Below are 12,774 nucleotides of genomic sequence, written 5' to 3' on the forward strand. Positions count from 1 at the left end.
TGGCGAGATTTTTCAGTGGGCCTTAGAGATATCCCAATGTGTCAATCGTTGACGTTTTTGCCATTTCCATGATGGCCAGCGCAGCGCCACCCCGGGCACCTGTTGCTGCACCGGGAGGCAAAGCAGCCTGTACCACGGCGACGTGAGAACTTGTCAGCGGGAGTGTATGAGTTTTCAGGGCTGCTATGAGCGGAGCCATGAACGGTTCCCCCGCCTGCGCAAGCTCGCCGCCAATGATCATTAGCTCTGGATCGAGCAAATTGGCAATCCCCGCCAAGAACCGGCCCGCCACGGCGCCAACTTCGTCCAGGACTGCCAGACAGCTGGGATTAGACCTTGTGGTCTCCTCCAGCACGTGCGCCCAGTCCGCATTCTCTCCCAAGACAGGACTCAACAATGACAGCACATGGGCCGTTCCTGTGCGCAGCACCAAGCACCCACGGTTGCCGCAGGGGCAGGTTGCGCCGTTGATGTCTGTGGACATGTGTCCAATTTCCCCGGCCGCGCCAATACTTCCTCGAAAGAGCTGATCTTCCGCGAACAACGCCATGCCCACTCCGCTGGAAAAACTCAAGTACAAGACATTCGCACTGTGCTGGCCGGCACCCCACCGTTTTTCAGCGAAGCCTTCCAAGCGTGAATTGTTTTCCACAAAAATCTGGTAGGGCAGATGGTGGGCCAAAATACTGCGTACATCTAGCTTTGACCATGGCTGTCCCGGGAGGGAAACGCCAACCATATCGGTGCGTCTGTCAATTTGTCCCGGAACACCTACACCGACCCCCACGATCTTGGTGCCGTCAATACCTGCCTCATCCAATAACGTTTCCAGCGCAGAAGCAGCAGCCACAACCCGTGATTCGGCAGTGCTCTGCGCATCCACCGCGAAGATAGTTTCTGACACCGTATTTCCGGAGAGGTCAGAGGCGCTAATGGCGACCTGCTCAAGAGTGAAATCAATGCCAAGACTAAACCCTGCCAACGGGTTGATAGCTACTAGTTCGTGCCCCCCGCGAGTCGCTTTTTGCTCCGGTTTGAGGTTCAGCACCACGTTTCTCTCCAACAACTCATTGGTGATGTTGGTGATGGTTGTTCGCGATGTGCGTATACGCCGAGCCAACTCGGCCCGGTGGAGCGGGCCGTCAATCAATAACAACTCCACCATTTGACGGGTGTTAGTGGCTCGAAGCCCTTTCAGAGAGCCCCCTTCAGTGACCATTATTGCTATCCGTTGAAAGAGTTTCAGGCATGTCAGCCCTTTCGCGCATCAGCTCCGCAAGCTGTCCAAGTTGTTGTGGATCTTCCAATGCGGATCCTACTGCAATAACCCGGGCTCCTGCGAGCAGGAAGCTACGGGCATTGTGGGCGTCCATACCGCCGGTGGAAACAATCTTAATGCCGGGGAAGGGCCCTCCCATGGCTTTTAGCCAGTCCACTCCCAACACACTAGCGGGAAAGGCTTTGACCCATTCCAGGCCCTGACTCATGGCCGCTTGGATCTCGCTGGGGGTAGCCACTCCGGGCAAGTGAGCCAAACCAGCATCGGCGCATGCCTGGATCACATCCACGTTCACGCCAGGACTGACGGTGAATGCCGCACCAGCGTCCTTAGCTTGTTCTACGTGGGTGCGGTTGAGTACCGTTCCTGCGCCCACCACCAGTCCGCGATCTTCAGCGGCCAAGGCCAGCGCTTTCAGCGCTTTGAGGTCTTCAGTAGTTTGGATGGGTATCTCCACCGAGGTCACGCCAACATTCCACGCCATAGTGGCTACTTCCAGGGTTCGCTGTGTTCCTAAGCCTCGCAAAATTGCCATGACGGGGGTGCTGGCGAACATCTGGTCAAAGAACTGATTACTCACTACTTACTGCCTTCTTTACTCGAGGGTTGAAAGTCAAGGGTACTGGCGAGCGCCCGCGCCGCGAATTGATGTCCTCTTTGCAACCGCTCGAGGGCCTGTCCATTTTCGAGTACGGCAGAAAGGTAACCCGCCGCAAACGCATCACCAGCACCCACTGCCTCGACCACCTGAACAAGCGGCGCCGGGACGAAGGTGGAGCCTTGGCTGTTAAACTCAGTAGCTCCTAGGGCTCCATCTTTGATAATCAGCGTCCCCGCATTTGGAATCAGTTCGCGCACATCGTCCGCGGATCCGAGTCCTGGCCACAGTACCTGTGCTTCATCCAATCCAACGAAGGTGTAATCAGCTTGCCGTGCATAGTTCAGTAGAACCGCCTGTGCGTCCTGGACACCCCAAAGCCCCGGCCGGTAATTGACATCGAAGGACACCGGTACGCGCTCTCGCTTGGCCCGGTCAAAGAGCATCTGGACCAAGGCCGCGCACGAGCTTGACAGCGCGGGGGTGATGCCGGTGAGGTGTAGGAGACGAAACGATCCCCACGGCAGAGATTCCACCGTGCCAGCGCCCATGAGTGCAGCAGCAGAATTCTTACGGTAATAGTGCACGGTGGTTGAGTTTATTCCGGGGTCTTTGAACATCACACCGGTGGGTGCCTGCGGATCCACGCTTACATAGGTGGTGTTAACGCCATGATTTTTCAGCGTCCGCACTATTCTCCGACCCAGCGGGTCATTGCCAACCCGGCTGACCCAGGCAGCGCTGTGCCCCCAATCTGCAAGCCACTGGGCAAGGTTCGATTCTGCCCCAGCGGTCTCCACTGAAAAGCCGGAGGCCATTTCCAGTGGCTCAGCCAAGGTCGGGGTAACCACAGCCATGGTTTCGCCCACAGCTACTACATCAATCATCTTTTCTTTTCTTGATCGTTCTGGAGGGAGATTTTCAGGGGGCCACGGTAAGGCCGTGCTGAGGGCCCGGAGACAGCAACGTTGACACCGAACAGCTTCCCGGCATCAGGGCTCTCTTGCTCCCAGCCTTCATCAAGCCAGCCGCTACAACTGGTGATAACCAACAGATTCCCTACAAGCGCTACCGCTGTTGGGCGGGCTGCCGGGACCTGGACTACGTCCAAAAGCTCACCCTTGGGCGAATACCTGTGCACCGCCCACCCATCCCACAGCGCCACCCAAATGCAGCCATCGTTATCCACCACCAGCCCGTCTGGGTCTCCTGTTTCTGGAGCGAACGAAACAAGGGTAGTACTACCTTGGATCCCCGTGCGCGGGTCAATGTCGAAGTGGCGTAGGGTCCGTGCACTGGTGTCGACGTAGTAGGCGCTGCGACCATCCGCGGTGAAGTCCAGCCCGTTGGAGATCCCGATCCCGCCCAGCGCCACTGTGCCATGTCCGCTGGAGTCAAAGCGCCACAGCCTTCCCTGTCCCGCGGCACCGTTTCTGCTCATGGAACCGACCCACAGGTTGCCTTCTGTGTCAGCTACGCCGTCATTGAAGGCTGTTGGGCGGTTGGCTTCCGGCTCGGCGAGTACTGACCTTGTGCCGTCTTGGGCGAGGTGAACGAGTTCGCTCTCACGCGCCATCACCCAGCCGGCACCCTCCCCCGGCAGGGGTGTAACCGGGCCGGCCATGCCTTCCACGGCTAGGGTGCGCTCTAACTCAAAACTGTCTCCGACTACCCCACCCACATGGACAAATCCGCCAGTAATATCCGTCCAGAGGAGTTTACCCGTGCGTGAATCAACCCTAGGCGTTTCACCCAGTTCCGCTCGAGGACCACCTAAGCAGACCGCTGTTAGTTCACGAGGCATGGCTTACCACTCAAGGAAAGAGTTGTCATTTTGGCGCCAGATGGAGTTGCGCCAGCGATGCGGGTTCAACGCGGCATGCCGGACTTTTTCTTCATCAATTCCGATACCCAGCCCGGGGGCTACTGGCCGAGCAATGTAACCGGTTCCCATATTGAAGACCTCTGGCTCCTCTAGGTAGTCAAAAAGGTCCGGGCCTTCCTGATACCCGGAACCCCTGCTCTGCTCTTGAAGCAGGAAATTCGGGCTGGCAATGTCAACCTGCAGGCTCGCGGCAAGCGCAATGGGGCCCAACGGGCAGTGCGGCGCCAATTGAACACCGTATGCTTCCGCCATGGCTGCAATCCTGCGCACTTCAGAGATACCGCCAGCGTGGCTCAAATCTGGCTGGACCACACTGACACCTTTACCCAAAACGGTTTTGAAGTCCCAGCGGGAGTAGAGGCGTTCGCCAACCGCCAACGGTATGGATGTACCTTGAGCAATAAGGGACAAATCACCTGAGAGTTCCGGAACCAGCACTTCCTCGGCGAAAATGGGCAAATATTCTTCCATGAGGGGCAGCACCCGGCGGGACATGGCCGGGCTGAACCTGCCGTGGAAATCCAAAGCGATGTCAAGTTCCTCGCCACCTGCTTCGCGCACAGCGGCCAGTGATTTCACCATTTTGCGAATGCTCGCTGCCGTATCAAGAGGGGCCAGCTTGCCAGCCGGGCAGAATTTCACTGCTGTGAAACCCTCAGCCATGGCTTCACGGGTGGAATTGGCCAGTTCCTCCGGACTGGCACCTTGAATCCAGGTATACATGCGTACCTTCTCTCGCACGGGACCACCCAGCAATTCATAGATAGGGACGTCTAAGGCTTTGCCCTTGATATCCCACAGTGCCTGATCAATCCCCGCCACCGCACTGGAAAGAACAGGCCCACCCCTGTAGAAGCCACCCTTAGTCAGGACCTGCCAATGGTCTTCGATAGTGGAGGCGTCCTCGCCAATGAGGTAGTCAGACATCTCAGCCACTGCCGCCGCAACTGTTTCGGCGCGCCCTTCAACAATGGGTTCACCCCACCCCACCAATCCGCTCTCAGTCTCCATCCTGAGAAACAACCAGCGTGGGGGAACTTGAAAGGTCTCTATCTTAGTAATCTTCACGCATATTCCCTTAGTCAGAAGAGCTTCTGTCCTGCCCGCGCGGACAGTTCGCACGGCCAGTTTGTGCGGCCAGTCCTCACTGGCGGGCACAGAATGTGGCATTCTGGGCTCACCAGATCAAGAATTGTCAAAAGAATTGACACTTACATGGTGATTGTAACCGCCTCGGGAGATGTTATCCATACAAGAGGATTCACTTTTGTAAGTGTGTAATTATATTTGACAACTTACTGTATCTTGTGACTATACTCACAGCACAAGCCGAGCGATGTTGCAGAGGCTGACTCACACAACTACTTTGAAGGACACTCCATGACTCAGATTAAGCCTTGGCTTAAACTCGCCACCGGCGCCCTCTTGGCAACTTCAGTCGCTTTCACGGCTTCCGGATGCACCACCACCGACGCTGTAAGCAGTGGCGACGGCGAGAAGTCAATGACCTACTGGTCCATGTGGACAGAGACCGAGCCTCAGGCTGAGGTCCTGAAGACCTCCCTAGATGCTTTCCAGAAGGACACTGGGATCAAGGTCAACGTTCAGTGGCAAGGGCGCAAGGTTTTGGACAAAGTCACTGCCGGCCTGCTCTCCAACGATGTCCCAGACCTTGTTGACCAGGCTTACGACGGCCTCGGCCCGACCCTGGCAAAGACAAACCAGCTTGAAGATCTTGCCCCGGTACTCAAAGAGTCCGTCCCCGGCGAAGACGGCAAAACCGTTGGCGACGTCATTCCGGCCAAGTACTTCGATGTTCTGCCCACCTATGGTGGCGATGTGAAAACCTACATGGTGCCGTACACCATTTCTAACGTGTCAGTCTTTTACAACAAGGCCAACAAGGTTGCTCCCGACGCGCCCAAGACTTGGGACGAATTGCTGGATAACTGCAAGAAAGCACTAGCCGCTGACATTGCCTGCATCGCTTCAGATGGTGACGCAACCTGGGCCAACAGCTACTGGTTTGATTACCTGATGAACCGCAATGCAGGTGACGGTTCCTTCGCCAAGCTGGTTGAAGACAAGACCGGTGCATCCTTTGATGATCCCGCAGTGCTGAAAACTGCAAAGCAAATCGAAGAACTCATCAAGAGTGGCTACATCATCAAGGGTTACGACGCTTCCAAATACCCTGAACAGCAGAACGCATGGGCTTCCAACAAGGCCCTCTACTACCTGATGGGTAGCTGGGCTCCGGCAGAAACCGGAAAGTACGCCGCAGAAGGCTTTGAGTACGGCGCGTTCAACTTCCCCACCACTACGGCAACGTCCTCTACAGCTAACGACTCCATCGCCTTCGGCTTTGCAGTGCCGAAGAAGGCCAAGAACACCGATGCAGCAAAGCAGTTCATTGCCTACTTCGCTAACAAGGACCGCATGGGCCAGATCTCCTCGGTAGCGAACAACCTCTCTGCTCGCCCCGATGTCGAAGCTCCCGCCACTTTGAAGGACGTTGCCACCATCCTGGCTGAGAACCCCACCAGGCTCCCCAACGATGGAGTCTCCGGTGACATCACTGACAAGGGCTTCAACGCAAGCTTCGAGAAGCTCTTCTTGGGCAAGCTCACAGCAGAGCAGTATGTCAAGGAAGCAAAGTCCGCGATGGTGGCCTACTGGAACGCCAAGGGCTAACTGATGGCTACCCCTGTTCTTCCGCTGGCACGTGGGCGCAACACTGCACGCCCACGTGCCGGCATGTCCGCAATTGAACGCAGCCGGCGACGGCTGTTCTGGCCAATGTTGGCACCAGCACTGATACTCATGATCTTGTTTTACCTCGTTCCTATCATTTTTGCTGGCTGGTTGAGCCTTAATGAATGGGATGGGATTAACGAGCTCAAGTGGGTAGGCCTGGATAACTACATCCGGCTATCTAAGGATCCGGTCTTCATTGGATCCATCATTAACACCTTGAAGATTCTCTTCATTGTTGGAATCGTGACGTTTGTCTTCGCTTTTGGCCTAACCATGATCCTGCGGGACATGATGGGCAAGAAGTTTGTTCGCAGCGTTTTGTTCTTTCCTACGTTGATCAATGCCATGGTCTTCGGTATTTTTGCCGGTTTCCTCTTCAGCCCTTCTGGCCCTGTCAACAAACTCTTGTTGCTGGTAGGCGTTCAGGATCCGCCCAAGTGGCTGGCTCAAGACAATCTATTCAACATGATCATGATCGTGATGATCTGGAGTGCCACCGGCTACTTCACCACCATCATCATGTCCGCTGTGGACCAAATCCCGGCCTATTACTATGAGGCAGCCGGACTGGACGGCGCTGGTCCTTGGACCAAGTTCCGTCACGTGACGCTTCCGCTTGCTTGGGATGTTATTTCTGTGTGTGCCGTCTTGTGGACCATGAGTTCAGTGAAAGTCTTTGAGCTGATTTTGGTCTTCGGCGGTTCCACAGCAAAACCACCGCCCACGAGCACCTGGTCAACAGCCCTGTACGTCTTCCAGGCGGCGTTTGGCAGCGGTGGCGATCGTGAGTTTGGTATTTCTGCCGCATCAGCAATTGTCAGCTTGGTTCTCGTCACTGTTCTCACCATCGGGCTGCGCCGCATGTTGCGTCGCGACGCCGTTGAAATCTAGGAAGCAAGGTTGAATTCGTGAACCAAGTCATAACTCAGCCCCCGCTTCGAACTGAAACGGCGAAGGCCTCCCACACTCCAAAGACACCCACACGGCGCAGGTCCTCACGGAAGGACCGAATTAGCCTCGGCGGCTACGTGGGCAGGGCAGTGGTGTGGCTGCTGGTAGCTTTCAATATCTTCCTTCTGGTCTGGATGGTACTCACTTCCATACGTGACACGCGGGATATTGCTCGGGACCCGCTGGGTATACCAGCGGTCCCGTTCTGGGAAAACTACAGCACTGCATGGAATACCGGGGGGTTTGGCACAGCCGCCATTAACTCGGTCATTGCCACCTTAATTTCTTCGCTCCTGGTGGTTGCCATTGCCGCACCCGCGGCATATGTATTGGCCAAGTCAACCCGTAAACTCTCCTCCACATTCACCCTGCTGTTTGTGCTGGGTCTGGGAGTTCCCGGTCAGGTTCTGCTGGTCCCTGTCTATATCATGATGGCCAAGTTTCAGGACATCTCCCATCTGAAGATGATCAACAGTATTCAAGGGCTAATTCTAGTGATGGTGGGGCTCGGTATTCCTTTTACCGTGTTCCTGCTGGCTGGGTTCTTCCGTTCGTTGCCAGTAGAAATAGAGGAGGCCGCTGCTATTGACGGCTCCTCCGGAATACGCACCTTTATCCAGATCGTGCTTCCTTTGGCTCGTTCTGGTTTGGTCACCGCGTTTATGCTGGCTGTCATCAGCGGCTGGAACGAAACCTTGTTCTCGCTGGTACTACTGACCACGTCAGAAAACCGGACACTGCCGATCGCCCTGTTGGCCTTCCTTGATCAGGCACAATTCAATGGCGCCGATTGGGGCGGGCTCTTCGCTGGCATTGTCATGGTAGTCACCCCCGTTCTGGCCCTGTTCATTTGGTTGGGCCGGCGCATTGTTGAAGGAATGACAGTGGGTATTAGCAAGTAATCGAAAGGAAGCCTTAGCGTTGAAACCTCTTCTTCTCCTCACTGGAGGAAATGGCACGGTGGGACGTCTACTGCTAGAGCAATTGCGCCGTAGCTACCGGATCAGAATCACCACCAGAACCGTTCTCGATCCGTACCCGGCCATTTTTGAGACAGAAGACGAGGTAGTGGTCGGTGATCTCGCCGATCAAAACTTCGCCCGGTCTGCGGTGGAGGGTTGCCACGCAATCCTCCACCTGGCTGCCAACGCCTCCCCTGCCGCCTCGGTGGGGGAGGCGTTTGGCAACGTCTCAATGATGAGCCATCTGTTCAGCGCGGCACGAGAATTTGCTGTACGGAAGCTGGTGATTGCGAGTTCCATTCATGCCACCGGTTTGGACTACCGGGACGGAGTTCACCACATTGATCCGGCCCATGCACCACGTCCCTGTTGCTCCTATGGTGCAAGCAAAATCGCCGTGGAGGCTTTGGCCCGCCTTCATCAAAACGCACAAGGTGACGCAGTTTCCTGCCTCAGACTTGGTTTGACCGGCTGGCCTTTGATAGAGCGGCAGTACGCTCACACGTGGCTCTCCACCGGAGATCTTTTGACACTGATCGACGCAGCACTGAACCGATCCCCGGGCTTTGGTATTTACCACGGCGTCTCTCTTGATTCCACGGAGCGTTGGAACACCAAAAACGCACTTGAAGATCTTGGTTGGGAGGCACGGGATCGCTGGGAAGTAGACACGACCCAACTGCCACTGGCCGCATCCACTGCATGCCAACTTTTCTCCACTACCTAACAGATATCTCCGTTGCGAAAGCGATGCGATTCCCTTAGCTGGTGCTCCAGTGACTCTTGGTTCAATCGGCGTGGTTCACCTGAAATATAACAGATAGGAAGATTATGAAACGTCCCTTTTTGAAGGCGGCTGGAGCACTGACAGCCGTCCTGATATCGTGCTCGTTCATGCAGGCTGCTGTAGCCGTCCCATCGACGCTGGCTGACTCAACAGCTCCCCCCGCTGTTGCCACCATGTCCACCGTTACCCCTGAACGCGATGTGACAAGCGTCCTGCGCAACCCGGGTATGGGCTGGATGGCGTACGCCGAAGAGTTTGACCACGCATTGGCAGACGCCAACGCATTTTGGGGCGAGGTTGGACCAAACTCTGCTGCGTCTTCCGTGGTATATCTGCGCATCCCGTGGTCACGTCTAGAACCCGCGGAAGGGAAATACGCTTGGGATGTAGACGAGAACTTCAAATCCTTCATTAAGCAGGCCAAAGACCACGGCCAACGCCTCGCTTTCCGAGTTTTTGTGGATAGCCAGGATACCCACCAACAGGCAACACCCCAGTTCGTTTTTGATGCGGGAGCCACAGGCTACGGAGCCCCTTCAAATTCATCGTTCAAAACCCCGCATGTGAACAATGCCATTTTCCGGGCCAAGTTTGAGAACTTCATGGCCGCCTTCGGCGCACGCTTTGATAATCCCGAAGAGGTCGATTTTGTCGATACGAACACCATTGGGCATTGGGGAGAAATGCACAACTACCAAGCTGGACCCACGGCTGGCGCCGAACCGGTCCTGCAATGGTTGGGTAACCTCTACCGCAAATCCTTCTCGCATGTTCTACTGGCGCTGAACTTCGCTCCGGCCTTCAGCTACACAGAATTGGATCAGCAGATCGCCAAGGGATCCATCATGCGCCGCGATAGCTTGGGCAGCACCCTGTGGTTCCCTCAGGATCAAAAAAATGCTATTTCTTCACGCTTCCCGAACACCATTTTGGTGGGGGAAAACTGCTACCAGAACTTCACTATCAGGGAGACTTCCTGCGATGATAGCTTCAAGGTCCCCGGAGCCAAGCCCTACCGCCCCATGCTGGAGCGAGTTGTAGCCGACGCCAAGCAACTGCACGCCAACTACTTGGATCTGCGCCACGAGCCTGACGTGAAAACTTGGGTAGTGGACAACCCTGACTTGGTGCAGGACTTCGCCATCAACGGCGGCTACCGACTAGCACCTGGCACCGTAAACATGCCTTCAGTTCTTCCCTTTGGCGCACGCCAGGCCACAGTCTCCTCAAGTTGGACCAATACGGCTTGGGGCCGGATGCCTAACGACAACCCACAGTGGAATAACAAGTACCAGGTTTCCTACGCGCTGCTGAATAAAGTCACTGGCGAACCTGTCTACCAGATACAGTCTGACGTTAATCCTGGCTCTTGGATCAAGGGAACTAGTTACCCAACAAGCACCGTTTTTGCACCCACCGACGTCCCCGCTGGGAGCTATGACTTCGCCATTGCAATTGTGGACAAAACTCGCAACAATGCTCCCGGTATCAAATTAGCGTTGACTGGCGCTCCCAGCACCACCGGCTGGAATAAGCTCGGCACCACAGTGTTAGAAGCCGCCCCGGACACAACTCCCACAGAGACTGCCAGCCCAAGCGCGACTGCTACACCGAGTGCTTCGGCGAGCGCTACTGCTACTGCTACTGCTACTGCTACTGGGAGTGTAACGGCTTCGGTTAGCCCCACCGCTAGCCAGAGTCCGTCTCAGGAACCGGCAACTCCGGGGATTGATCTCAGTGCCGATTCTGTTGCCGCCGGTGGTGGGCTTGTCATTACCGGTGAGAACTTCTTGCCCGGTAGCAGCGCAACGTTCACGCTGCATTCGGAGCCGTTGATATTGGGCACGGCTACTGCTGATGCTCAGGGTGTTGTGCGGCTGAGCGTGCAGTTGCCGGCGAATGTTCCTGTAGGAAGTCACCGGATCATCATTGACGGTAAAGGTTTTGATGGTGAGCTGCAGCAGGTTAGTGCACCGTTGATTATCACAGCGGCCACAGTGACTACTCCTGCAACGGATGTCACCACGGCGGCCAGTACTACGGCGCCCGCCACGGGTGGCGATGATCTGGCTAGCACTGGTGCTAAGAATGTGGGGATCGGTGGCTTGGCAGCTCTGTTGCTGGCAGCCGGTGCCACACTGTTCATGCTCAACCGCCGCAGGAGCTCAAGCCACTAATGTGTAGCTACTCCTAGTCAACAGGGTGCGGGGGCTCAGAACAATTGTTCTGAGCCCCCGCACCCACTGTTTAAAACCCCAGCGCCAAACACCAGCCGTATTTAAGACACATGCTGTTGGCAGGGTGGAACGCAGCCATGAACGTGTTCACGTGGTGACACCGACTTCACCCGATTTGCCCCTCCCGCCTAAACTGGGAGGCATGACCAATAACAACGTTTCTTCTGCCAGCAATCCGTCCGTCGGACTGGTTGGCTGGCGCGGCATGGTCGGTTCCGTTCTGTTGCAGCGCATGCAGGACGAAGGCGACTTCGGCGATATCAACCCTGTCTTCTTCTCCACCTCTAATGCTGGCGGCTCGGCCCCCACCATTACCGGTGCCGGTGATTCCGGCAATCTAGAAGACGCCTTTGATATTGATACGTTGGCCAAACTTCCTATTATTGTCACCGCCCAGGGCGGGGACTACACCTCCCGCGTACACTCCGAACTGCGCAACCGCGGCTGGGACGGGCTCTGGATGGATGCAGCGTCCACCCTGCGCATGAACAACGATTCGATCATTGTGCTGGATCCCATCAACCGTGACGTCATCGATGCGGGGTTGGCCTCTGGAGTGAAGGACTACGTGGGCGGCAACTGCACCGTCTCCTGCATGCTCATGGGGCTCGGCGGGCTCTTCAAGAACAACCTGGTGGAATGGGGCACCTCCATGACCTACCAGGCTGCCTCCGGCGGCGGCGCACGCCACATGCGCGAGCTCTTGAATCAGTTCGGCACGCTCAACTCTGAGGTTGCCAGCGAGTTGGACAACCCGGCCTCGGCCATTTTGGAAATTGACCGTAAGGTTCTGGCTCATCAGCGCGAGGGCGTGGATTCCTCGCAGTTCGGTGTCCCTCTGGCCGGCTCGCTGATTCCCTGGATTGACGCTGATTTGGGCAATGGCCAGTCCAAGGAAGAATGGAAGGCCGGGGTTGAGACCAACAAGATCCTGGGCACCACTGCCGAGAATAAGGTCATCATGGACGGCCTGTGCGTAAGGATCGGCGCCATGCGCTCTCACTCGCAGGCTCTCACTCTGAAGCTTCGCGAGGACCTCTCAGTGGCTGAAATTGAATCCTTGTTAGGCAACGACAACGAGTGGGCCAAGGTGGTTCCGAACACCAAGGACGCTTCCATGGCAGATCTGACGCCTGTTGCCGCCTCCGGCACGCTAGATATTCCGGTAGGCCGCATCCGCAAGATGGAGATGGGCCCCGAGTACATCAGCGCGTTCACCGTGGGAGACCAGCTCCTCTGGGGTGCCGCCGAGCCGCTGCGCCGCATGCTGAAGATCGCCGTGGGCACGCTCTAACTCCTACGCCGTGAGCCTCCCCGC

Annotated in this window: 11 protein-coding genes; 6 read left to right on the forward strand and 5 right to left on the reverse strand. The window is 56.3% G+C overall.

All coding sequences use genetic code 11. From position 1 onward, the window contains the following. Positions 1-22: 22 nt before the first annotated feature. Genes ABIB48_RS09460 through dgoD form a run of 5 tightly spaced genes read right to left on the reverse strand, consistent with a single transcriptional unit; the run spans position 23 to position 4,830 of the window. Complete coding sequence (locus tag ABIB48_RS09460) at positions 23-1,165, reverse strand: ROK family protein (protein WP_170120916.1); 1,143 nt, start codon at positions 1,163-1,165, stop codon at positions 23-25. 43 nt (positions 1,166-1,208) lie between these two features. Next, complete coding sequence (locus ABIB48_RS09465) at positions 1,209-1,859, reverse strand: bifunctional 4-hydroxy-2-oxoglutarate aldolase/2-dehydro-3-deoxy-phosphogluconate aldolase (RefSeq protein ID WP_315915255.1); 651 nt, start codon at positions 1,857-1,859, stop codon at positions 1,209-1,211. Next, complete coding sequence (locus tag ABIB48_RS09470; RefSeq protein ID WP_110105517.1) at positions 1,859-2,764, reverse strand: sugar kinase; 906 nt, start codon at positions 2,762-2,764, stop codon at positions 1,859-1,861. Before ABIB48_RS09470 ends, ABIB48_RS09465 begins: the two co-directional genes overlap by 1 nt. Next, entirely contained in the window at positions 2,761-3,681 is a 921-nt protein-coding gene (locus tag ABIB48_RS09475) for an SMP-30/gluconolactonase/LRE family protein (RefSeq protein ID WP_110105516.1), read from the reverse strand. The genes ABIB48_RS09470 and ABIB48_RS09475 overlap by 4 nt, the downstream gene beginning before the upstream one ends. A gap of 3 nt (positions 3,682-3,684) precedes the next feature. After that, a complete protein-coding gene (dgoD, locus tag ABIB48_RS09480) occupies positions 3,685-4,830 on the reverse strand; it encodes a galactonate dehydratase (RefSeq protein WP_110105515.1) in 1,146 nt (381 codons plus the stop codon). Between the two features lie 312 nt (positions 4,831-5,142). Between dgoD and ABIB48_RS09485 the strand changes: the two genes are divergently transcribed. The 6 genes from ABIB48_RS09485 to asd all read left to right on the forward strand — a co-directional run bounded on the left by ABIB48_RS09485 (position 5,143) and on the right by asd (position 12,750). Then, the gene (locus ABIB48_RS09485) at positions 5,143-6,456 is read left to right on the forward strand and encodes an ABC transporter substrate-binding protein (protein ID WP_110105514.1); all 1,314 of its coding nucleotides are present in this window, start codon (positions 5,143-5,145) and stop codon (positions 6,454-6,456) included. Positions 6,457-6,459: 3 nt separating this feature from the next. Next, on the forward strand, positions 6,460-7,410 hold the full coding sequence (locus ABIB48_RS09490; RefSeq protein ID WP_110105513.1) for a carbohydrate ABC transporter permease: 951 nt from the start codon (positions 6,460-6,462) through the stop codon (positions 7,408-7,410). 17 nt (positions 7,411-7,427) lie between these two features. After that, positions 7,428-8,372, forward strand: a complete 945-nt coding sequence (locus ABIB48_RS09495) for a carbohydrate ABC transporter permease (protein ID WP_211315096.1) — start codon at positions 7,428-7,430, stop codon at positions 8,370-8,372. 19 nt (positions 8,373-8,391) lie between these two features. Then, positions 8,392-9,159, forward strand: coding sequence for an NAD-dependent epimerase/dehydratase family protein (locus ABIB48_RS09500; protein ID WP_354212831.1), 768 nt, complete (start codon positions 8,392-8,394; stop codon positions 9,157-9,159). 104 nt (positions 9,160-9,263) lie between these two features. Next, entirely contained in the window at positions 9,264-11,396 is a 2,133-nt protein-coding gene (locus ABIB48_RS09505) for a DUF4832 domain-containing protein (RefSeq protein ID WP_354212832.1), read from the forward strand. 202 nt (positions 11,397-11,598) lie between these two features. Beyond that, positions 11,599-12,750, forward strand: a complete 1,152-nt coding sequence (gene asd, locus ABIB48_RS09510; RefSeq protein WP_315915251.1) for an aspartate-semialdehyde dehydrogenase — start codon at positions 11,599-11,601, stop codon at positions 12,748-12,750. The last annotated feature ends 24 nt before the right edge of the window (positions 12,751-12,774 follow it).

Source organism: Arthrobacter sp. UYCu511 (assembly GCF_040547105.1).
Taxonomy (GTDB): domain Bacteria; phylum Actinomycetota; class Actinomycetes; order Actinomycetales; family Micrococcaceae; genus Specibacter; species Specibacter psychrochitiniphilus.